Raw genomic sequence first — 22,636 nt, forward strand, 5'->3', positions numbered from 1 at the left:
CTTCAGGCTATAGCCTCAAGGAACAATCACCACCGCCCTAGGCGGTGGTTTTGAGGAGTCAATAAAATAATAAGTAGTCCATCAGTAAAGACAACCTCTTTAAAGCAGCTCAGACACCACATCCGCTAACTGATGGAATGTCTCTAGACGAGATGAGCTTGGTCGCCATACAAGGCCGATATCTCGGTACGCTTGCTGACCAGGAGGATCGATCACAACGAGATTCTGGTTTTCCAATAAACCGTGGTCAATCGCCATCTGAGGAATAAAGGTGGTTCCTAAACCATTGGCCACCATTTGCACCAATGTGTGTAGACTTGTCGCGGTAAATGGGTTTATCTTCTCTTTGTCGGTTAACTTACAAGCTGATACCGCGTGCTCGGTTAAGCAGTGTTCGTTCTCCAGCAAAAATACAGACTCGTCTGGCAAGTCATCATATTTAATAGGGACACGAATGCCATCTGCTTGATTACGACTGATCACCATTCTAAAAGGATCTTGCCCAACAACTTTACTCTCCATGTTATCGATATCGACAGGCAGAGCCAGAATCAATACATCTAACTCACCATGACGTAATGCAGCCAATAAGTTAGTTGTAGTATCTTCACGTAACAGTAAGTTCAACTGTGGAAAACGATGGTTGGCTTCTTGAACCAAATCACACAGAAGGAATGGCGCAATGGTAGGAATACACCCTACTCGCAACTGCCCTTGCATCGCATCACCATTACATAGGTTTCCAAGTTCAACCAAGTCTTGCCCCTTCGCCAACAACTCTCGACCATGCTTGACCACCAGCTCTCCCGCTTGAGTGAAAACGAGTGGGCTCTTTTTATCTTTCTTCTCATAAAGAGGACAACCAATCAGCTCTTCAAGGTTTTGAATGCCTTTACTTAGCGTAGATTGACTCACAAAACAGCGATCGGCTGCATCACTAAAGTGACGAGTTTCGTGAAGGGTAACAAGATAGTGAAGCTGCTTAAGACTTGGCCATTTATTCATGAAATTACTTTGTAATATGAGTAGGATAAGTTACGTAAAGGTCAGCAGACCTAAGGACTGGGCAAAGATTAAGCTCATCGCTTTTTTCGATTAACTTAATCTATTTAATTCGCTTTTTTCTATAGTACCGATTGTACTATAGTTTGTCCCGTAGAAACGGAGCCCAAACAAAGATGTGTTGGGCCAACTAATTTTTTAGGAGATTCCAAATGGTACTAGTAGGTCGTCAAGCCCCTGACTTTACTGCAGCAGCTGTTCTAGGTAACGGTGAGATCGTTGATAACTTCAACTTCGCAGAATTCACTAAAGGTAAGAAAGCTGTAGTTTTCTTCTACCCACTAGACTTCACTTTCGTTTGTCCTTCAGAGCTAATCGCTTTCGACAACCGTCTAGAAGATTTCCAAGCTAAAGGCGTTGAAGTAATCGGTGTTTCTATCGATTCACAATTCTCTCACAACGCATGGCGTAACACTGCTATCGCTGATGGCGGTATCGGTCAAGTTAAATACCCTCTAATTGCTGACGTTAAGCACGAGATCTGCAAAGCATACGATGTTGAGCACCCAGAAGCAGGCGTTGCTTTCCGTGGTTCTTTCCTAATCGACGCTGACGGCCTTGTACGTCACCAAGTAGTTAACGATCTTCCACTAGGTCGTAACATCGACGAAATGCTACGCATGGTAGACGCACTAAACTTCCACGAGAAGAACGGTGAAGTTTGTCCTGCACAATGGGAAGAAGGTAAATCAGGTATGGACGCATCTCCACAAGGTGTTGCAGCATTCCTATCTGAGCACGCTGGCGACCTAAGCAAGTAACTACCTCTTAAGCCCGAACTCAACGCGGGTTAATGGTTGGAAGACTCTCTATAAAGAGAAATAAAGCATAAGCTAATAGCGCAAAGCGCACCGCTAATCAGTTAAGAAGTAAAGTCCTATTAAAAGCCCGAAGTTAACGCTTCGGGCTTTTTTCATATCTATTCGACGGTCTTTCATTTCCCCTAAGCTCCCTCAGTATCAGTTAATTGAGGTAGTTACAAAAACAAACTTTACCCCTATTTTCCTCTGCTACCACCTATTCATATCCGTATCTAGGTTGCTATGATTTCATCAGTATCTTTTTAAACGGATAAACATGATGAACATCGAAATTGAAGTCTGTATCGATAACTTAGAATCTCTACACAACGCGCTTTCTGGCGGCGCAAATCGAATTGAGCTTTGCTCCTCACTAGCACTTGGCGGATTAACTCCTAGCTTCGGTATGATGAAGCAAGCGGCAAAAATTTCGTCCGTTCCTGTCTACGCTATGATACGACCAAGACAGGGCGACTTCATTTTCGATAATGACGATATGCTCTGTATGCTTGAAGATATTGAAGCTTGTGCAAGTGCAGGATTGAATGGGGTCGTACTTGGCGTGTTAGCGCCTAATGGAAGTATTGATATGCCAAAAATGCAGCAACTGGCTGACAAAGCGCACTTATTAAAGCTTGGGATTACGTTTCACAGAGCCATTGATCAAAGCTCTGATTACCAAACAGCCTTAGAACAGGTCATCGCACTTGGATGTGAAAGGATCCTAACGTCGGGGCTTGCTGTTAATGCAGAGCGAGGCATCAATGTGCTCGCAGATATGGTTAAACAGGCCGATAGTAGAGTCGACATCATGGCAGGGGCTGGCGTCAACGCAACGAATGCGAAAATGATTCAAAGCACCACCCAAGTACCTGCACTTCACCTTTCAGGTAAATCGACAAGACCGAGCCTAATGGAAAGCAACTCAAGTGCTCAAATGGGCAGTGATGATATTGATGATTATCAGATCCCCGTGACTGATGCGAATAAGATATCCGATGTAAGAGCTGCCCTCACCGCTTTAGGACAATAGTCGCTAACAAAAATCGAAGAGAACCACGCTGACTAATCTAACTGACTGACGTATATTAGATTTAATAACGCAGTAAACCTTTCATGGACAGATATGGCTAAAGACTTATTCAGCTCTCTTGATTTAAACCTGTTAAGAACATTTCTTATTGTTTATCAAGAAAAAAACACCAGAAAGGCTGCGGAACGTTTATTCGTTTCTCAGCCAGCGGTTAGCCAAGCCTTACAAAAGCTAAGACATCACTTCAACGATGACCTTTTCGTAAAGGTTCATGGAGGCTTACAACCTACGGCATTTTCAGAGCAGCTCACTAATCAAATCAAACCGTTCATGGACGGTCTATCTATCGCGATTAATACATCGAACGCTTTTGACCCGAAAGAGATTGATTACACGTTGAAAATCGCCCTATCTCCAGTGGTGCTTTCTTGTCTGTCTGGCTCACTTTTTAAAGATATAAGAGCACAAGCTCCAAACGCTAAATTAAAGCTTGTTCCATGGTCAAACTCGTCTGTCTCAGATATACAAAAAGATGAGGTTTTGATGGGAGTGAGCTATTTAGGGGAAAAGACAAGTAAAGAAGTCTATACAAGGCAGCTCATTGAATTAACAGGACGTATATTTGTTAGGAAAGATCACCCTTTAAAGCAAGACACCATAACTCCATATGACATGGCAGGGTACGAAATCGCATCATTAGTAACACCAGGTTGGAATGACAATTTTAGCTTGGCGTCTCAGATTTTAACTGACCTCTCCATCGAGCATAGTATCGGTTTTCGCAGTGAGTTGGTCATGGCTCTGATCGACGTCATTCAACATACTGATATGTACATGCCCCATTCCAACCTTTTCCCAGTAGAAAACTATCCGACATTACGCGGGATAGATGTCTCAGTCGACGGAAAAACGCTGAAGACTCCGGTCTATAGTTATTTGCACGCTAAGAATCGAAACTCACCTTTAACCAACTGGCTGTTTGATATCATACAGCGAGCTCTATTGGCTCAGAATAATAAGTAAAACTTATCAGTGATATAAAAATAGCTACTTAGTATAAAAATTATGAACTGTTTAATATCTACTCCATCGACACGGAGTCAATATTGAACATAGTAAGGATGCTCAATATTTGTTTTATTGAGAGTGTCATGAAATTACTTGCCGCGATTATCGCACTAACATCTGTCAGCACTGCATTTGCACAAGATAACTACCAAGGTCACCGATTGGGCCTAGGTGTCTCAACAGGGGAATATGAAGAGGTTAGTTCTGATTATCACTCCACAGATCTTGGCTCTGGGCTAAAAGTTGAGTATGGCTATGACTTTAACCGGATCATCGGTCTTAATGTCTCATATGAAACCAATAGCGAAAAAGACAACTTTATGGGTGCTTCTATCAAATCAGAAGTAAGCACACTTACAATGGATGCTGATATCGGTTATGCCTTTTTCTTAAATGGATTCAACATTAAACCATACGGTGCAATTGGTCTTGGCTATGTCACGGATAAAGTCACTGTCGAATCCATTTCAATTAAAGAAACAGAAACCTCCCTTCTTGTTGGTACCGGAGTAAGAGCCGATTTTTCGAATGGCCTATATACCGATCTTCGCTATCAAGTTGTGATTCTAGATCACTATGATTTAAACCAGACTTCGATAACTGTCGGTTATAAATTCTAAATAGTAAGGCTTATCACTCTACCGTGATAAGCCTGAATCTCTTGCTCAAAAAAGCGCCTTCAATTCAAAAGATGTACGGAACATATTTAATGCTAAGGAAAGCAATAGGTTACCTAGGTGGTACTATGAAATTTAAAACACTTCTTTTAGCTTCGGCTTTATTCTCAACCTCTGCATTTTCAAGTGGTCTTCACTTATCTCCTGAACTAAAGATTGGTTCTTATCATGGCTTTGGAATGCAAGCAGGCATTACTGATGTGGCGAATCTAGGCGCAGTTTACCTGAGCTATTCTCACCTCTGGTATGACAGCGATCGATACGATGAGACTGTCGATGCGTACCGCGTTGGTATTCAAAATATGTTCGGAAGAAATCAGAACCACGGCTTTCAAGCGGAGATTGGTGTAGCGAGTTATGACGGAACAAAGACGCGCAATGGCGAAGTTGAAGAGAAGACAGCACATGGATTAAGTCTTGGTGGAGCCTACGTTTACCAAGCAACACCAGTGCTTGGACTACGAGCTGGTGTTGATATGAATATTTTTGATCACAATAAGACCTTCGTGCCTTACGACACAACAATCAACCTTAACCTTGGTGCAATAATTCGCTTCTAAAGTTAATACCTACTTCAGTGCGTCATCTAGGCTTTGATCACCAAGGTGGCGTACATCTTTCCCCTTCACAAAGTAAATAATGTATTCACAGATATTTTGGCAACGATCGCCCACTCGCTCAATCGCGCGGGCTGACCACATCACTTGCAGGATGTTGGGGATGTTCTTAGGATCTTCCATCATGTACGTCATCAACTGACGAATCACAGCTTCATATTCCGCATCCAGCTTATCATCAAGTTTATGTACTTCTGCCGCCGCATCTACATCCATACGAGCAAACGCATCTAATACTTGATGCAGCATAGTGATAGCCTGACGACACAGTGGTTCTAACGAGACGTGAAATTTTTGCTCTTTCGTTGAAGGGATCTCAATCGCACCCTGTGCGATTTTAGAAGCCACATCGCCAATACGTTCTAGATCAGTAATGGTTTTGATGATCGCCATAATCAAACGCAGATCCTTGGCTGTCGGCTGACGCTTCGCGATAATACGAGTACATGCTTCATCGATTGAAACTTCCATCGCATTCACTTTATGGTCGTCACGAATTACTTTTTTGGCCAGTTCCGCGTCATCTTTATGAAGCGCTTGCATCGCAAATGACAACTGCTGCTCTACCAATCCACCCATAGTTAATACGTGTGTACGGATAGATTCTAATTCGACATTAAACTGTCCTGAGATGTGGCGACCAAAATGCATGTCAGCTCCTTAAAAGAAATGAATAAAGTCATTTATTTCAGAGTGACTTAGCTCTAGATGGCGCGAACTTAAACGTTAGCCGTACCTACCTGTAATGTAGTCTTCCGTTTGATTTTTCAATGGCGAAGTAAATATAGAATCAGTATCTGAGTACTCGATCAACTTACCCATATGGATGAAGGCAGTATGGTCACTCACTCGTGCCGCTTGTTGCATGTTATGAGTAACAATCACAACTGTGTATTGAGTCTTAAGTTCGTTGATCAACTCTTCAATCGTCAATGTCGAAATCGGATCGAGTGCCGATGTTGGCTCATCCAATAACAACACTTCAGGTTCGATGGCAACCGCTCGAGCGATAACCAAACGCTGCTGTTGACCACCCGATAAACCAAAAGCGTTCTCATGCAAACGGTCTTTCACTTCATCCCATAGCGCAGCAGCGCGTAGAGAGCGTTCAACTGCATCATCAAGATCTCGGCTGTTGCTCACACCTTGCAGCCTCAATCCATAAACCACATTCTCATAGATGGATTTAGGGAAAGGATTCGGGCGTTGAAACACCATGCCGACACGACGTCGTAAAGTCGCGACATCCACCTTAGGGTGATAGACGTTCTTGCCATGAAGCTTCACTTTTCCTGAAACCTTACAGCCTTCAACAAGATCATTCATGCGATTAATGCAGCGCAAAAGGGTCGACTTACCGCACCCTGATGGACCGATAAAAGCCGTCACCTGACCTTTGGGGATCTGCATTGAAATATCATCAAGTGCTTGGCTCTCTTTATAATAAAGATTCAGCCCTTCAATCGAGATAGCAATTTGCTCATCCTTCAGGTTGTGAACATCAAGTGGTGCTTGGTAACCCAAGGTTTCATTAATCGAGAACATCTAATCTTGTCCTAAGGTTCGGTATTTTTCACGCAAGTTATTACGGATATTGATGGCTGTTAAATTCAGTCCAACGATAACCGTAACCAATAAAAATGAAGTCGCATACACTAAAGGGCGCGCTGCTTCGATATTAGATGTTTGAAAACCAACATCGTAGATATGGAAGCCTAAGTGCATGAACTTTCTCTCTAAGTGTAGATATGGGAACTGACCATCTACAGGCAGGCTTGATGCTAGCTTCACAACACCCACCAGCATTAATGGAGCCACTTCCCCCGCAGCTCTCGCGATTGCCAATATCAACCCCGTGATAATCGCAGGGCTCGCCATTGGTAAAACAATGCGCCAAAGCGTCTCAAATTGAGTGGCGCCAAGCGCCAATGAACCATGTCTTACCGAGCTAGGGATACGCGTTAAGCCTTCTTCCGTTGTGACAATAACAACAGGTAATGTTAATACCGCTAAGGTCAATGCGGACCATAACAGGCCTGGAGTACCAAATGTCGGAGCTGGCAATCGCTCTGCATAAAACAAAGAATCGATAGAACCACCGATGGTATACACAAAGAAACCTAAGCCGAATACGCCATAGACAATCGACGGTACACCCGCTAAGTTAATTACAGCAATACGGATCAAACGTGTCAGTGCGTTGTTTTTTGCATATTCATGGAGATAAATAGCAGCAACAACACCAAGTGGCATCACTACGATTGACATCAAGATCACAAGCAACACGGTACCGAAAATCGCAGGGAACACACCACCTTCAGAGTTTGAGTCTCGTGGGTTTTCAGATAAAAACTTCCAAACTTGCTTGCCCCAATGCCCAACTTTATCTGGATAGGACATCTTGTTGGGATACCAATAATCAAGAATATGACTGAGCGGTATTTCAACTCGCTCACCTGTCATATCTTCCACCAGCAAGCTTTCCACGTTCAGTTGTGTTCTGAGGTGCTCTAGCTTTACTTCTGCTTCATCAAGTTGGCCGTTTAATTTCAGCTTAGTTTGGGTATAAGTTTTAAGGTATTCATCGCTCACTGATTCATTGAGTTCAAGCTTACGCTTTTCTAAACGCAAGTTTTCCAACTGCCAACTGATATTGCGTATTTCTTGGTTCACAACACGTGACGTTTCTTCTCTTAGCGTGTCTGCAAACGCCAAGCCATCCTCAAGTTTCTGGTCGATATTGGTTTGATAAGAACCCGAAGCCGTTTTAAACCCTACCGGTTTGCCAAAGAAATACCCCCCACGACTTCGCTCGATCACCGCCCATTCAGACGGCGTTGTTGGCTCGCGTAAGTTAACATCCAAAATTGAGACAAAATCGGCTGGGTAAAGCTCTCTATTGGCGACTTTGATACTTAAGCGTTGGATTAGCCCAGTCGACAAATTTTGAGGTGACAAGAGGTCGTGGGCTTGTGGCACTTGCTCTATCGGGATGTATTTACGTTCATATAACTGACCAATCAATACATCTTGCTTTGATACCGTTTCGTCAAGATCGACCACTAACGACAAGTCTTTGGAGTCGACTTGCCATTGATACAAAGGAGCTGGCCAAAAATACGTTAAACCCTTCCAGCCAATCAACAGCATTAGGCCAAGAACAGAGAGCATACTGATGCTCACCGCACCGCCCGTAAGCCAAATCCACGGAGAGCCTGATTTAATCCAAGACAATAATGACTTCAGTTTATTCATCATGAACGACCTTGCTCTGACGAGCTGAACCCAAGAAAGAGCCAAGTTCGTGAGATACGCTAATCAAGCAACTAACAGCCAATGATAGAGATTGAGGTGAACCTTTAAAACTACAGCGCACGATATTTATCTCTCAGTCTTTGTCTAACCCACTCAGCCACTGAGTTCACCGCGAATGTAAAGATAAACAACAAGAGTGCAGCCAAGAACAGCAAGCGGAAATGAGAACCGCCCACCTCAGATTCTGGTAATTCAACAGCAATCGTTGCCGATAACGTTCTCATCCCTTCCAAAATATTCCAGTCAAGAATTGGGGTGTTACCTGTCGCCATCAAGACAATCATGGTTTCGCCAACCGCTCTCCCTAGTCCCATCATGACCGCTGAAAAGATACCTGGGCTAGCCGTTAATAACACCACATAAATAAGTGTCTGCCACGCCGTCGCTCCCAAAGCCAGTGAGCCATCGGATAAATGTTTTGGCACAGAGAAAATAGCGTCTTCTGCAATCGTGAAAATGGTAGGGATGACAGCGAAGCCCATAGCGAAGCCAACCACCAGCGCATTACGTTGGTCAAAGTCGATGCCGTAGCTAGCCAAGAAAGTACGAATATCACCACCAAACAACAAGGCTTCAATGCTGTTTCCACCAGCAAATACAGCAACCACAGTAATCATCAATACCGGAATCAATATCAAGGCGTGCCAACCATTAGCGAAGCGGCTCGTCACCATCTTCGGTAAACAGAACCAAACAAGTCCAGTCAGCAGTGTACTCAGTGGTAATAACACCATTAATGAGAAGACGGCCGTTAAATGCGTTTCGACAATTGGAGCAAACCAAAGCCCAGCCAAGAACCCTATGATAACGGTCGGAAGAGCTTCCATCAGTTCTATCGACGGCTTCACAACTCTTCTCATTCTTGGAGACATAAAGTATGCGGTGTAAATAGCTCCGAGCACAGCAACCGGCACGGCAAACATCATCGCAAACAGAGCGGCCTTGATGGTACCAAACGTGATAGGTACTAAACTGAATTTCTCTTCAAAGTCATCGTTCGCCGACGTTGATTGCCAAACGTATTGTGGCTCTGGGTAGCTTTCGTACCAGACTTTTTGCCAAAGCGATGAGAATGATATTTGCGGATATTCGTTATCGACTTTAGCCACACTGATGGTGCCATCAATTAGCGTAGCCAAATGCAGTTCATTGGCAGACATAGCCGCTAATTGTGGTGACTTATCAAATGCGCGCTCGAACAGCGACAGCTTTTCACTGGTCGTATAGTGGCTTTGTAATGTGCCATTCTTATAGAAACTATAAAAACCCTTCCTATAAGTATCGGGCAGGATAAATTGCACTTGTTCAGCAAGTTGGAAGTCTCGAATATGGGTCAGGCTACGCTTTTCATCTTTGAGTACATCGAACCACTGAGAAACCTGTCCGTCCTCATGCGTAACCAACAATGAATAAGCTCCAGACAGTAAATCGATACTTTTCACCGAGTGCTTCGCATCATTCAAACTAAGATCAATCACTTCACGAACATTGAAGCCGCTATCGGATAACTTCAATACCACTAAATCCGATTGTGCTCGGAGATATAAGGTTTGACCATCAGGTGTGACTAACAACTGTTGCTGTAAACCCAACTTATCCGACAACCATTGTCTCTTCTGAAAAACATACTGACCCGTAACATCACTTTGGTACCACTTCACTAAGACTCGTTGGTCGCTTAGCTGAGCGGCAACCGTGATACCACGTCCATTCTTAGAGAACGCGAATTTTTCGATTGTTGCTCCGTTTGATGATTCATCATTTAAAAACGGTTCAGGGAGATCGATTTGCTCAATTTTAGGTTCGGCTTCACTGCCCTTTTGCAGCACGGGCGCACTATACTCAGGGTAGAAAAAGGTAAGGTTGCTTGCGCTATCGGCAAAGGCAAACCAGTTTTCAGATGGGGTATTTCGAGAAAAAGCGATGGGGTTAGCTAAAACATTACGCTCAAAGTAAGAATGTGTATTTTGAGACTCTAAATCCCAAAACTGAACCAAACCGGATTTTTCGATAGTAAACGCATGCTGACCGTATTCATCTACGGATAAGGCGATAGGCTTTTCTACCGCAACGGTCTTCACGGCTTGGTCTGTCTCTAAACCAGTATCAGAAAATACCGGTAAAATGACCATCGCCAAGTAAACAAAGATCAGCACCAGAGCAGCTAGAACACTGACTGCACCGCATGTCACCGAAAAACGGACGAGACGATCTTTCAACCATCTTTTTTTGTCGCGCTCTTTCAATGAAAATTGGGCTGAAGCCATCTGTTTATCTACCTTTTTTTAGCTACTGACATAATATGTACGTTAGATGACAATTATATTACAAGTTACGTTAAACAACTGAAACTAATAACAAGTTTGTTGACCACATTTCTTAAAGTAAGATCATAGATTTTGTGAATTTTGTCATTCTAAATTAAAGTAATCAGCTCTATAGCCAGTACTCAAGGATTATCATCTCGATGGAAAAAGACTATGTCACAAAAGAACTTAGCTGGTTATCCTTCAACGAAAGAGTACTCCAAGAAGCGGCCGACAAATCAGTTCCCTTAATCGAAAGAGTTCGTTTTTTAGGTATTTACTCGAAAAACCTCGATGAGTTTTACAAAGTCCGATTTGCTGATGTGAAACGAAAGATCTTACTTCAAAATCCTCAATTACCTGCCAACTCGCAGAAAACCCTGCTAACTCAAATGCAGAGCAAAGCAAGTAAGCTCGATGCTCGATTCCATGAATTGTATAGCGACTTACTATTGGAACTGGCGCGCAATCGTATTTTTCTGGTCAACGAACAGCAAATCAGCGAAGAGCAAAGTGAGTGGATCAAAAAGTACTTTAAGAAAAAAGTGCTTCCACATTTAACTCCGTTTCTCTTGAACGAAGATAGCCAGTTACTCAATATTATGAAAGATGAACAAAGCTACTTGGCCATCGACATTGAGCAAGAGACGTCTTCTCAATATGTGTTACTCGAAATCCCATCTGAAGCTCTCCCTCGATTTGTTAAGTTACCAGACACTTCGGGTTCACAACGTACGACTTTGATCTTATTAGATAATATAGTTCGATTTTGTTTAGATGACTTGCTTAAAGGATTCTTTGAATATGACTCCGTGCGTTGCTTTGCTATAAAAATGACGCGTGATGCCGATTATGACCTTCAAGAGAGCAATGAAAATAGCCTACTAGAATCTATGTCGCTGGGTTTAGAACAGCGCTTAACGGCACTACCGATACGCCTTATCTATGAGTCAGAAATGCCCGCTGAAATGCTCAGTTTCTTACAAGTCAGACTTAAGCTGTCTGACTATGACAGTGTCATTGCGGGTGGTCGCTACCATAACTTCAAACACTTCTCTGAGTTCCCAAGCCTTAATCGACGTGATTTAGTTAATCGTCCACTACCCGCGATTAAGTGCGCGCATTTCAGCCATTACCCAAACTATTTCGAAGCGATCAAAGCTCGTGACATCTTGTTGCATTACCCTTATCACACCTTTAATCACATTACTGAACTCGTGAGGCAGGCTTCCTTTGACCCGAAGGTAACCTCCATAAAAATAAACGTTTACCGTGTTGCAGAAGGCTCAAAACTCCTTAGCTCGATCATCGATGCGGCACACAATGGTAAAAAAGTAACTGTCGTCGTTGAGCTGCAAGCCCGCTTTGATGAGCAAGCCAATATTCAATGGACCAAGAAACTTCAAGAAGCCGGTATCAAAGTCATCCATGGCATCCCAAGTTTGAAAATCCACTCCAAGCTGCTGCTCATTAAACGGAAAGAAGGCAAGCATACGGCGCATTACGCTCATATTGGCACCGGTAACTTTCATGAAGTAACAGCGCGCGTGTATACCGATTTCTCTCTGCTCACTGCGAATGAAGATTTGACCCAAGAGGTGAGACAAGTCTTTAAGTATATTGAAAACCCTTATCAAAAATCACAGTTCAAACAACTGATTGTGTCACCAAAGAATACAAGAAAACGCCTGTATCAGTTGATAGATAATGAGATACAAAACGCGATAGAGAACAAGCCTGCAAGCATCACTCTAAAACTCAACAATTTGGTCGACCGAGAGATCATTGAGAAGCTCTATCAGGCCAGCCAAGCCAATGTAACGGTGAGAATGGTCATTCGTGGTATGTGCTCTCTCGTACCGGGAGTCTCCAATATCAGTGAGCAGATTGAGATTGTTAGTGTGGTCGATCGTTTTCTCGAACACCCAAGAGTGATGATCTTTGGTAACGCTGGTAATCCAAAAGTCTATATATCCTCTGCCGACTGGATGACACGAAACTTCGATCATAGGATCGAAGTCGCCACTCCAATTTTAGATCCAAAGATCAAGCAAACCATTATCGATATCACCGAGTTTCATTTCGATGACAGCAACAAAGCTCGAGTGCTAGAACAATCGATGAGCAACCCTTACATACAACCACCAGCAAAACCACTCGATTACCCGACGTCACAACTCTCCACTTACCACTATATTAAACGTATGGAGAAACTTGCTCGCAAGAAGTACAAACAAGAGAAGAAATCATGCCGCTAATTGATAACAAACATTCTCGATGTATTGCCGCTATCGACTTGGGTTCGAACAGCTTCCATATGGTGGTTGCCCGAGTATTCGATCAACACCTGCAATTAGTCAGCAGACACAAACAGAAAGTGAGATTAGGCGATGGATTAGATGAACATAACTTCCTATCCGACAGCGCTATCGAGCGAGGGTTAGAGTGCCTTAAAGTGTTCGCAGAGCGACTAGCGGATTTTGAACTTGATGATGTCAGAGTCGTCGCGACTCATACCCTAAGAAAGGCCAAAAACGCTAAAGATTTCTTAGAGCAAACCAAACCACTGTTTCCTTTTCCAATAGAGATCATTTCCGGTCAAGAAGAAGCTCGAATAATCTATAACGGTGTAGAACACACTCAAACCGCTTCTGAATCTAAATTGGTTATTGATATCGGTGGAGGGAGTACGGAACTCGTCGCAGGGCAAGGCTTTACGCCCCTAATTATGCGCAGTTTACCTATGGGATGCGTCAACTTCACTCAACGCTTCTTTGCTGACGGAGAGCTAACCCCACAACACTTCTCAGATGCTTATACCGCAGCTACTCGTCTATTGATGCCATTGATTGAAGAATACACAAAGGCCCCTTGGGAAATCGCCTTTGGCTCATCAGGGACGGCTAAATCAATAAAAGAGGTACTCATTGGTTTAGGCTTTACCGATGGTCTCATTACGCCGCAACGTCTGTCCTATTTGAAGAATCACTTATGTGAGTTTTCATCATCCAAAACCTTAGACCTTTCAGGTTTAAGTGATGAGAGAAAGCCAGTGTTTGCTGCTGGCGTCACCATTCTTTCAGCAGCTATGGATACGCTAGACATAAAGGAGTTACATTTTTCTGATGGCGCCCTGAGAGAAGGCGTTCTTTATGACATGGAGGATAGATTTAAAGATATTGATGTTCGAACAAGAACCGCCGAAACGCTCGTCTCTCGATACCATGTTGACGTAGCTCATGGCCAGAAAGTCAAAGAACTCTCCCTTGCATTACTGAAACAAGTGCAGCCTCAAGTAACGACTATGGTCACTAATGAGCTGGATGATCTAGTTGGTTGGGCTGCACTACTTCATGAGGTAGGACAAAGCATCGCATTCCAAGGCTATCACCGCCATTCGGCTTATCTGCTTAAGCACACGACAATGCCCGGTTTCAATACTGAGCAACAACGTCTTATCTCAACATTGGTTCGCCACCAAAGAAAAGCGATTAAGCGACAAGACTTGCCGGAACTGTCTCTATTTTCTCCACAACAAATAACGCTACTAATTCGCATATTAAGACTCGCTATCTTGCTCAATCGTCAGCGAAATCAAGCACTAGCCCCAGACGTGACTCTAACGATTGAACAACAGGATAACTGGGAATTGAAAGGATCTAACAGCGATTGGTTGGCCCAAAACCAACTGCTTGAATATGAACTCAAAGAAGAACAACAACGTTGGCAAAATGCTGGATGGTCGTTAAAGGTAGAATAACGAACAGTCAAAACAAAAACAGCCTGCGACTTAGCAAGCTGTTTCTACATATTTTGTATCTGGATCATAGCCCGACTTTTGCCAGTTCTTGCTCTGCGAACTCAGGCGGTATCGCTAAATAGCCATCTTTCTCTACCAGTTCTTGTCCTTGCTTCGAGAATACAAAAGTGAGGAACTCTCTCTCTACAGGAGAAAGCGGTTTATCCGGGTGTTTATTCACATACACATAGAGAAAGCGCGATAGAGGGTAATCTCCACTTAAAATATTCGCTCGAGTAGGCTCTACGTAATCAAAACCATGCTCGGCAATAGGAATTAACTTTACACCAGCCACTCGATAACCAATACCTGAGTACCCTATCCCGCTGATTGATGAAGCGACCGACTGTACAACCGACGCAGATCCTGGCTGTTCATTGACTCGGTTCTTGAAGTCGCCACTGCATAATGCGTTTTGTTTGAAGTAGCCATAGGTTCCCGAAACGGAATTACGACCGAACAGTTGGAATCTATGTTTTGCCCACAGCTGGTTGATACCTAAATCTTGCCAATTGTTTAGCGGCTTAGTCGCGCCACAGCGCAATGTCTCTGAAAATATGCTGTCAATTTCGCGAAAATTAAGCCCCTCGATAGGATTATCACGATGCACAAAAAGACCAATCGCATCGATAGCAACTCGAAGCGCCGTCGGCTTATAGCCATGCTCCCTTTCGAACGCTTCCACTTCTCGTAGGCGCATTGGACGACTCATAGGCCCAAGGTGAGCAGTACCTTCCGTTAATGCAGGAGGTGCAGTGGATGAACCAGAAGCCTGAACTTGAGCATTCACGTTCGGGTAGTAAGACTTAAACTCTTCAACCCATAACGTAGTCATTCCCGCTAAAGTATCCGAACCGACAGACAACAAGCTGCCAGAAATACCCGGAACCTTAGAATAATCAGGAAGAGAATCGACACCTTGCTCGGCATGAACAGGGGTAACCAAAGCTAATGCTAATAATGAACTGATGGGGAAACGCATCCTGCGTATTAAAGAACTCATGACACTGTCAATCGGCTAGGCAGCGTGAAATGGAATCGGCTACCAACCCCCACTTCACTTTGAATTTCTAAATGTGAATCATGATGACTCAACGCATGTTTCACAATCGCTAATCCTAGGCCACTGCCCCCAGTATCGCGTGAGCGTGCTTTATCAACACGATAGAAACGCTCGGTAAGTCGATGCAAGTGTTGTGGTTCAATACCGTCTCCAGTGTCTGACACATCCAAACACGCGCCTTGACTGGTTTGGTACCAACGAACCTTTACGGTCGCACCAGGCGGCGTGTATTTCACTGCATTGTAAACCAGATTCGATATTGCACTTCTCAGCTGATCTTCATCCGCTAATACGCGTAAACTCTTATCGATATCAAATTCCAGCTTGTGTTCTCGCTCTCCACTGAGACTAGCGGCTTCTTTTTCAAGAACTTCCAACATCGCCGGAACGTTAACCACTTCATCCAATTCATGCATTGGCGCCGCTTCTATCTTAGAAAGAGTAAGAAGCTGATTGACCAAACTGTTCATGCGATTCAATTGCTCAGTCATCACACCATGAGCCTTAGTCCACATAGGCCCAACGACCATGTCTGGATCTTCCGTCATTTCAAGATAGCCCTGAAGTACGGTCATTGGAGTGCGTAGCTCGTGAGAAACGTTAGCGAAAAAGTTACGACGCATGCCTTCTAGCTGTTTTAGCTGAGTAACATCACGTACTACCATGAGGTGTTCGCCCTCGGTATACGGTACGATACGAAGCTCAAGCATGCGCTCCACATTAAGTGGCGAAGGCATCTCTAGCGGCTCTGAGAAATCTTGTTTATTAAGGTACTTGATGAAGTCCGGCGTGCGGATCAAGTTAGAAATCGGTTGTCCTGAATCGTCAGGCCAGCGAAAACCCAGTAAATACTGAGCAAGCTTGTTACACCAAACAATATTGCCTTCACCGCGAAACACCACAACGGCATCGGGAAGGGATTCAGCACCATTTCGGAAACGGCGGATAAGGTTGGTCAATTCTTTGCGCTTACGACGCTGTCTCTGCTGCATACGATAGATACCGTTAAACAGAGACTCCCAGTTTCCAGAACCTGAAGGGGGTGTTAACCGCTTTTCATCCCACAACCAAGCAGACAAGCGCATTTGATAGTGTAGATGCCATGCTAACTGTAATACTGTTGCAGCCAGCAATAACCAAGGTAAATAACCGAATATCCATCCGACTATAATCCAAGGTGCGTAAAAAAAAGCCAGCTCCCAAGCTAGCTTCTTCCAGGTTAACTTCTCAACCATTCAGGACTCCATAAACTGGGCAGTGAAGCCACATTAAGCCTTTGTAGAAAAACGGTAGCCTGCGCCGCGAACCGTTTGAATTAATTTGTCATGACCAGCAGATTCAAGTGCTTTGCGTAAACGTCGAATATGTACATCAACAGTGCGATCTTCAACGTAAACGTTGGTACCCCAAACGTTATTTAGCAGTTGCTCTCGGCTATATACTCGCTCTTGGTGAGTCATAAAGAAATGCAGCATTTTGAACTCGGTTGGTCCCATATCAACTGGACCTTCACTTGCGGTAACACGATGAGATACTGGGTCTAACTTAAGACCTTGTACATCAATCACATCTTCTAGTGCAGTAGGCGTTACACGGCGGATAACCGCTTTCAGACGAGCGACCAACTCTTTTGGCGAAAATGGTTTGGTAATGTAGTCGTCAGCACCCACTTCTAAACCACGCACCTTATCTTCTTCTTCGCCACGAGCCGTCAGCATCACCACTGGGATGTTGCGAGTTAACTCTTCACGCTTCATGTGCTTGATAAAGTTTATCCCGCTACCACCAGGTAGCATCCAATCTAGTAATACTAGATCTGGGAAAGGTTCACATAGCTTGTTTACCGCTGTATCGTAATCTTCAGCCTCTACTGCTTGGTAGCCTTTTTGTTCAAGTACAAAACACAGCATCTCACGAATAGGTGCTTCATCTTCAACGACCAGAATCCTTCTCGACATAATTGAATAGCCTTAGTATTTAATCAACGCATTGCATTATCTGGTTTAATTATGACACTTTTGTGACCTTTGAAAACAAATTTTCATATAACTGTCTCAAACATTTCACTTTTAATTTTTATTGCAGGTATAAGACAAATGGATCGAAATCTCCTATGATGAGCGTCTTCAGATAAAGGTATGAGAAATATTTATGTGGTTTAAGAATTGCCTCGTCTATCGCTTTAATCGTGATATAGACTTCAACGCAGATCAGCTAGAGAAACAACTTGAAGAGTTCCGTTTTACCCCTTGTGGTAGCCAAGACAAACAGAAGTTTGGTTGGGTAAACGCGATGGGTAGACACGGCGATATGATGACGCACGTATCAGAAAACCGCATTCTCATCTGTGCAAAGAAAGAAGAGAAAATGCTTCCAGCTTCTGTGATCAAAGATTCATTGAATGCAAAAGTAGAAACGCTTGAGGCAGAGTCTGGTACTCCTCTGAAAAAGAAAGAGAAAGACAGCCTAAAAGAAGACATCATCATCGATCTTCTTCCTCGTGCTTTCAGCCGCAGTAACTTCACTTACGCACTGATAATGCCGAAAGAAGGCTTTATTGTTGTTGATGCTAGCAGCTACAAAAAAGCAGAAGACGTACTAGCATTACTACGTAAAACAATGGGTAGCTTGCCAGTAGTGCCAGCTATTCCCGAGCAAGCGATTGAAACAACGTTAACTGAATGGGTTAAGTCAGGTGATACGCCTAAAGGTATCACCATGCTCGATGAAGCTGAGCTTAAATCAATCCAAGAAGACGGCGGTATTGTTCGAGTTAAGAAACAAGAACTAGAAGCAGATGAGATTAAAAACCACATCGAAGCCAACAAAGTTGTGACTAAGCTTCTGATCAACTGGCAAGATCGCATTGAGTTCATTATTGCAGAAGATGGCAGCATCAAACGCCTTAAATTCAGTGATGAACTAAAAGACGAAAACGACGACATTCCTCGCGAAGATCAAGCTGCTCGTTTTGATGCAGATTTCTCACTGCTATGTGGTGAATTCAGTGTTTTCCTACCAAACTTATTTGAATCATTAGGCGGGTTAACTCAACCTAACGCTTAATTGTTCCGATTTAGAGCTCAGGTGTCGACGATATCTGAGCTTGTTTTCTTCTCCACCCCGCTTATCAACACCTAACAACACTCTTCGCAATACCATTGTTATCTTTAGGGCTATCAACCAAACTCATTTTAGCGTAAAATTTGCGCCCCTTTGATATCACTTGGTGGTATCAACCTGACTTGAGATCAGATTAGAGAACGAAGCAATGACTACACAAAAACCATTTGTACCTGAACTATTATCACCGGCAGGAAGCCTTAAAAACATGCGTTACGCATTCGCCTACGGCGCAGATGCAGTTTACGCTGGCCAGCCACGTTACAGCCTTCGTGTTCGTAACAACGAGTTCAATCACGAAAACCTACAAATCGGTATCGATGAAGCTCATGCTCAAGGCAAAAAGTTATATGTTGTATGTAACATTCAGCCACACAACTCTAAATTAAAAACATTCATTCGCGACCTTAAGCCAGTTGTTGAGATGGGCCCTGATGCTCTTATCATGTCAGATCCTGGTCTTATCATGATGGTACGTGAATCGTTCCCTGAAATGCCGATCCACCTTTCAGTTCAAGCAAATGCAGTAAACTGGGCAACCGTTAAATTCTGGTCAACCCAAGGCGTTGAGCGTGTAATTCTGTCTCGTGAACTATCACTTGAAGAGATCGAAGAGATTCACGAGCACTGCCCAGAGACTGAATTAGAGATCTTTGTTCACGGTGCTCTATGCATGGCTTACTCGGGCCGTTGCCTACTTTCAGGTTACATGAATAAACGTGACCCGAACCAAGGTACTTGCACTAACGCTTGCCGTTGGGAATACAAAACCGAAGCTGCGAAAGAAGACGAAAACGGTCAGATCGTTGAAGCAAACCCAACAGGTGTTTCTATTCAAGAAGTAGAAACTCAGGGTATTGAAGTTCAAGACGAGCGCCCAGACAACACACTAGGCCTTGGTAAACCAACGGATGAAGTCGTTTTACTTTCTGAGTCACACAAACCAGAAGAGAAAATGGCAGCGTTTGAAGATGAGCATGGTACTTACATCATGAACTCGAAAGACCTTCGCGCAATCCAACACGTTGAGCGCTTAACTAAGATGGGTGTTCACTCATTGAAGATTGAAGGCCGTACTAAGTCTTTCTACTACTGTGCACGTACAGCACAGGTTTACCGTAAAGCTATCGACGACGCTGTTGCAGGCAAACCATTTGATGAGAGCCTTATGGGTACGCTAGAGAGCCTAGCTCACCGTGGCTACACTGAAGGTTTCTTGCGTCGTCACACTCACGACACATACCAAAACTACGAGTACGGTTACTCTATCTCTGATACTCAACAATTTGTTGGTGAATTCACTGGTAATCGCCGTGGTGACTTAGCAGAAGTCGAAGTTAAGAACAAATTCCTAGTTGGCGATAGCTTAGAAATGATGACACCAAAAGGTAATATCATTTTCAAATTAGAAGTTATGGAGAACCGTAAATCTCAACCAGTAGAAGACGCAAAAGGTAACGGTCACTTTGTCTTTATTCCAGTCCCTGCTGATCTTGACCTAGAATTTGGTTTGTTAATGCGTAACTTGAGCGCAGGCCAAGATACACGTAACGCTTCAGGTAAATAACTTTACCTAGAAACTCTACTGAGAAGAAAGCAATGGCTCTGTTAATAACTGACAAGTGCATAAACTGCGATATGTGTGACCCAGAATGCCCAAATGGTGCAATAACTATGGGTGACAGTATCTTCGAAATCGATCCTGATTTATGTACTGAGTGTAAAGGTCACTATGAGAAGCCAACATGTCAGTCAGTGTGTCCCATTACAAAATGCATAATCACTGACCCAAACCATATTGAAACTGATGACGAATTATTAGAAAAGTTTGTCATCATTCAAGGCTTGACCTAAAAGAAAAAAGGTTCAACTTAATCATCAAGTTGAACCTTTTTTTTAACCCGATTTTTCAATGGGGTATATGTTGCAAAACATCTCTTTCTCAAATTGATATTCGAGTTGTTCTCGCCAGTTTTTCGCTTGAGATACCGGTACTAGATAAAAGCTCTCCCGACTGGTATCAGTGACAAACGCCATTCCATGCTGCATCAGTTCATAATGAACATCATTCACAAAGCTAGGGTCTAATCGCTGTCGACCTGTTAGGTGATTTATATCTTCTCTAGAAATTGAAATACCGACATTTTCACTACTGAATCTATGTCTTAACCATTTAGAGAATTCCCTCGCGCAAATCATAGTCATTGTCTTATCCTTGGAATTTTTATAGACGGGTATCAGACTCTGATTTTCATATACTGCACATAAGCCGCATCTTTCACCCAAAAACACGCCATCCCTGACTAAGCATTATCAAATTCATCGTTGTATTTGCTATTGTCGTTATTCGTTTGTTCTGATATCAAACGATGTTCTTAATTACGTGTTTATAAACTCTAGACAAAAGTGTGACATTTCTCCAGTTTCAGAGACGAGAAAGTCAGTGGCATTACCACTGTAAGGAGCCTCGACAAGTACGATTACTTATCTGATATCAAGGCCAAACACTGACTCGGCATCACTTTAACTTTCTTTTTTTTCTTACTTTTAACTACTTTTTTAGGTGGAGGCACTGGAATGGTCTGCGGAGCCCAACTGGCAAGTTCATCTCCACAACCATCACCTTTTGGCGGGTTTGCTTGAGCGATGCAGTTAGAACTACCTTTAGGACATTTTAAACGAACATGAAAATGAGAATGATGTCCCCACCAAGGTCTGATTTTTCCTAACCAAGCTCTCTCATTGGCATCAGAGCTTTCTTGGTCACAAAGAGTTTGTTTAATAACAGGATGGACGAAAATACGTACCACTTTTTGATCTTTGGCTGCATAGCGAATAACTTGAAAATGGTCATCGTTCCAATTTGATTTACGCAGTTTGTAATTAGTAAGGTCGACAACGCTTATTGGCTTAGGAACAGCGAGTTCATTTTCGGAAAGTCTCTCATCAGTGAGCCTTAACCATATATCAATATCCAACCCAGTCTGGTGGCTTGAATGACCAGATGAGAAGCGTCCACCTCGAGGTAGCGAAATATCGCCAACTAATAAGTTAGTGTTGAGTTGTTCGCTCGCAGTCACACCTAACCTTTCAATAAACTGAATGGCCTCGGTATGGCCATAGTAGCGTTCTCGCTGAGGGCGAATAACTTGATAGCCCTCCCCGTTGATAGGCAAAGCCTGTGCACCGTCTAGACAGCCATTAGCATAACTGCCAATAGATGATGTTGAGTTGATTGTCGGGCTCTTAGCCTTTTCCCAAGGCGTTGCAATAGCTACGAATGAACATAACACAGTAGCCACAGCGCAAAGTAACCTCATAACGATCCTAAATAATTTGTCTTTAGTATTTATACTAGCTGTCATTAAATAATTGGGGCGTATAAGTAGTAAGTTTTTCGGGGCATTAAATGAAAATAACAAGCACGCGTCTTATCAGTGAACTTTCATCGCTACTATTAGCTAGCTAACCGAAGAGACGTAAAGATCTCAAACTTATCACTGATGTTTGAATTTCGTATAACGGTCAGCCACTGCACTTGACGATTAACAGCGTTAATTCATCGTCTTAAAAAGAAAATTGCAGAAGCGAGCAGAAAATAAAAAGGCTCCAATCTTTCGACTAGAGCCTTAATATATTCATGCAACGACATAGGTTGTTTAAAACTGAACTAACGACTAGCGATGTTGAGATAATTTGTAGCAGAAGAGCTTCGTTATACCAATTCAAGTAAAAATATGATCTAATTGAGACCATCGAACTCTTGCAGAAAA

Annotated in this window: 20 protein-coding genes; 10 read left to right on the plus strand and 10 right to left on the minus strand. The window is 43.2% G+C overall.

Going from position 1 to position 22,636, the window contains the following annotated elements:
• Nucleotides 1-99 precede the first annotated feature (99 nt).
• Nucleotides 100-1,005 (minus strand): hydrogen peroxide-inducible genes activator, encoded by a 906-nt coding sequence (locus ED652_RS19740; RefSeq protein ID WP_004735078.1) that lies wholly within the window; start codon nucleotides 1,003-1,005, stop codon nucleotides 100-102.
• 209 nt (nucleotides 1,006-1,214) lie between these two features.
• Here ED652_RS19740 and ED652_RS19745 point away from each other — a divergent pair, with 209 nt between their 5' ends.
• From ED652_RS19745 to ED652_RS19765, 5 genes are all read left to right on the plus strand, one after another.
• Complete coding sequence (locus ED652_RS19745; RefSeq protein ID WP_122055890.1) at nucleotides 1,215-1,823, plus strand: peroxiredoxin C; 609 nt, start codon at nucleotides 1,215-1,217, stop codon at nucleotides 1,821-1,823.
• A gap of 319 nt (nucleotides 1,824-2,142) precedes the next feature.
• Complete coding sequence (locus tag ED652_RS19750; protein ID WP_122055891.1) at nucleotides 2,143-2,895, plus strand: copper homeostasis protein CutC; 753 nt, start codon at nucleotides 2,143-2,145, stop codon at nucleotides 2,893-2,895.
• A 93-nt stretch (nucleotides 2,896-2,988) separates the two neighbouring features.
• The gene (locus ED652_RS19755; protein ID WP_017106495.1) at nucleotides 2,989-3,918 is read left to right on the plus strand and encodes a LysR family transcriptional regulator; all 930 of its coding nucleotides are present in this window, start codon (nucleotides 2,989-2,991) and stop codon (nucleotides 3,916-3,918) included.
• A gap of 128 nt (nucleotides 3,919-4,046) precedes the next feature.
• On the plus strand, nucleotides 4,047-4,583 hold the full coding sequence (locus ED652_RS19760) for a porin family protein (protein ID WP_122055892.1): 537 nt from the start codon (nucleotides 4,047-4,049) through the stop codon (nucleotides 4,581-4,583).
• A 125-nt stretch (nucleotides 4,584-4,708) separates the two neighbouring features.
• Nucleotides 4,709-5,200, plus strand: coding sequence for a hypothetical protein (locus ED652_RS19765; protein ID WP_122055903.1), 492 nt, complete (start codon nucleotides 4,709-4,711; stop codon nucleotides 5,198-5,200).
• A gap of 9 nt (nucleotides 5,201-5,209) precedes the next feature.
• Here ED652_RS19765 and phoU read toward each other — a convergent pair whose 3' ends face one another.
• From phoU to ED652_RS19785, 4 genes are all read right to left on the minus strand, one after another.
• Nucleotides 5,210-5,908: a phosphate signaling complex protein PhoU gene (phoU, locus tag ED652_RS19770; protein WP_004735072.1), complete on the minus strand. Its 699-nt coding sequence runs from the start codon at nucleotides 5,906-5,908 to the stop codon at nucleotides 5,210-5,212.
• A 75-nt stretch (nucleotides 5,909-5,983) separates the two neighbouring features.
• The gene (pstB, locus tag ED652_RS19775) at nucleotides 5,984-6,802 is read right to left on the minus strand and encodes a phosphate ABC transporter ATP-binding protein PstB (RefSeq protein WP_004735071.1); all 819 of its coding nucleotides are present in this window, start codon (nucleotides 6,800-6,802) and stop codon (nucleotides 5,984-5,986) included.
• Nucleotides 6,803-8,512 carry a phosphate ABC transporter permease PstA gene (pstA, locus tag ED652_RS19780; RefSeq protein ID WP_122055893.1) on the minus strand — a complete coding sequence of 570 codons (1,710 nt, stop codon included), beginning with the start codon at nucleotides 8,510-8,512 and terminating at the stop codon, nucleotides 6,803-6,805. It lies immediately after the preceding gene.
• A gap of 110 nt (nucleotides 8,513-8,622) precedes the next feature.
• On the minus strand, nucleotides 8,623-10,839 hold the full coding sequence (locus ED652_RS19785; RefSeq protein WP_122055894.1) for an ABC transporter permease subunit: 2,217 nt from the start codon (nucleotides 10,837-10,839) through the stop codon (nucleotides 8,623-8,625).
• Nucleotides 10,840-11,039: 200 nt separating this feature from the next.
• Between ED652_RS19785 and ppk1 the strand changes: the two genes are divergently transcribed.
• Together ppk1 and ppx are read left to right on the plus strand one after the other, a co-directional pair.
• A complete protein-coding gene (gene ppk1, locus ED652_RS19790) occupies nucleotides 11,040-13,136 on the plus strand; it encodes a polyphosphate kinase 1 (protein ID WP_122055895.1) in 2,097 nt (698 codons plus the stop codon).
• The gene (gene ppx, locus ED652_RS19795; RefSeq protein WP_122055896.1) at nucleotides 13,127-14,638 is read left to right on the plus strand and encodes an exopolyphosphatase; all 1,512 of its coding nucleotides are present in this window, start codon (nucleotides 13,127-13,129) and stop codon (nucleotides 14,636-14,638) included. The genes ppk1 and ppx overlap by 10 nt, the downstream gene beginning before the upstream one ends.
• Nucleotides 14,639-14,702: 64 nt before the next feature.
• Here ppx and ED652_RS19800 read toward each other — a convergent pair whose 3' ends face one another.
• Genes ED652_RS19800 through phoB form a run of 3 tightly spaced genes read right to left on the minus strand, consistent with a single transcriptional unit; the run spans nucleotide 14,703 to nucleotide 17,698 of the window.
• Nucleotides 14,703-15,680, minus strand: coding sequence for a PstS family phosphate ABC transporter substrate-binding protein (locus ED652_RS19800; RefSeq protein WP_122055897.1), 978 nt, complete (start codon nucleotides 15,678-15,680; stop codon nucleotides 14,703-14,705).
• The gene (phoR, locus tag ED652_RS19805; RefSeq protein ID WP_122055898.1) at nucleotides 15,677-16,975 is read right to left on the minus strand and encodes a phosphate regulon sensor histidine kinase PhoR; all 1,299 of its coding nucleotides are present in this window, start codon (nucleotides 16,973-16,975) and stop codon (nucleotides 15,677-15,679) included. Before phoR ends, ED652_RS19800 begins: the two co-directional genes overlap by 4 nt.
• 33 nt (nucleotides 16,976-17,008) lie before the next feature.
• Nucleotides 17,009-17,698, minus strand: a complete 690-nt coding sequence (gene phoB, locus ED652_RS19810; protein WP_004735064.1) for a phosphate regulon transcriptional regulator PhoB — start codon at nucleotides 17,696-17,698, stop codon at nucleotides 17,009-17,011.
• A gap of 193 nt (nucleotides 17,699-17,891) precedes the next feature.
• On the opposite strand from phoB, the gene rdgC reads away from it, so the two are divergent.
• The 3 genes from rdgC to ED652_RS19825 all read left to right on the plus strand — a co-directional run bounded on the left by rdgC (nucleotide 17,892) and on the right by ED652_RS19825 (nucleotide 20,717).
• Nucleotides 17,892-18,806 carry a recombination-associated protein RdgC gene (gene rdgC / locus ED652_RS19815; protein ID WP_122055899.1) on the plus strand — a complete coding sequence of 305 codons (915 nt, stop codon included), beginning with the start codon at nucleotides 17,892-17,894 and terminating at the stop codon, nucleotides 18,804-18,806.
• Nucleotides 18,807-19,011: 205 nt separating this feature from the next.
• Nucleotides 19,012-20,430 (plus strand): tRNA 5-hydroxyuridine modification protein YegQ, encoded by a 1,419-nt coding sequence (yegQ, locus tag ED652_RS19820; RefSeq protein WP_122055900.1) that lies wholly within the window; start codon nucleotides 19,012-19,014, stop codon nucleotides 20,428-20,430.
• Nucleotides 20,431-20,462: 32 nt separating this feature from the next.
• Entirely contained in the window at nucleotides 20,463-20,717 is a 255-nt protein-coding gene (locus ED652_RS19825; RefSeq protein WP_004735061.1) for a YfhL family 4Fe-4S dicluster ferredoxin, read from the plus strand.
• A gap of 42 nt (nucleotides 20,718-20,759) precedes the next feature.
• On the opposite strand, the gene ED652_RS19830 is transcribed toward ED652_RS19825, so the two are convergent.
• Both ED652_RS19830 and mepA read right to left on the minus strand, forming a co-directional pair.
• The gene (locus ED652_RS19830) at nucleotides 20,760-21,068 is read right to left on the minus strand and encodes a hypothetical protein (protein ID WP_122055901.1); all 309 of its coding nucleotides are present in this window, start codon (nucleotides 21,066-21,068) and stop codon (nucleotides 20,760-20,762) included.
• Nucleotides 21,069-21,343: 275 nt separating this feature from the next.
• Complete coding sequence (gene mepA / locus ED652_RS19835) at nucleotides 21,344-22,183, minus strand: penicillin-insensitive murein endopeptidase (protein ID WP_122055902.1); 840 nt, start codon at nucleotides 22,181-22,183, stop codon at nucleotides 21,344-21,346.
• Between the last annotated feature and the right edge of the window lie 453 nt (nucleotides 22,184-22,636).

It is taken from the genome of Vibrio sp. Evd11 (assembly GCF_900382755.1).
Classification (GTDB): Bacteria; Pseudomonadota; Gammaproteobacteria; order Enterobacterales; family Vibrionaceae; genus Vibrio; species Vibrio lentus.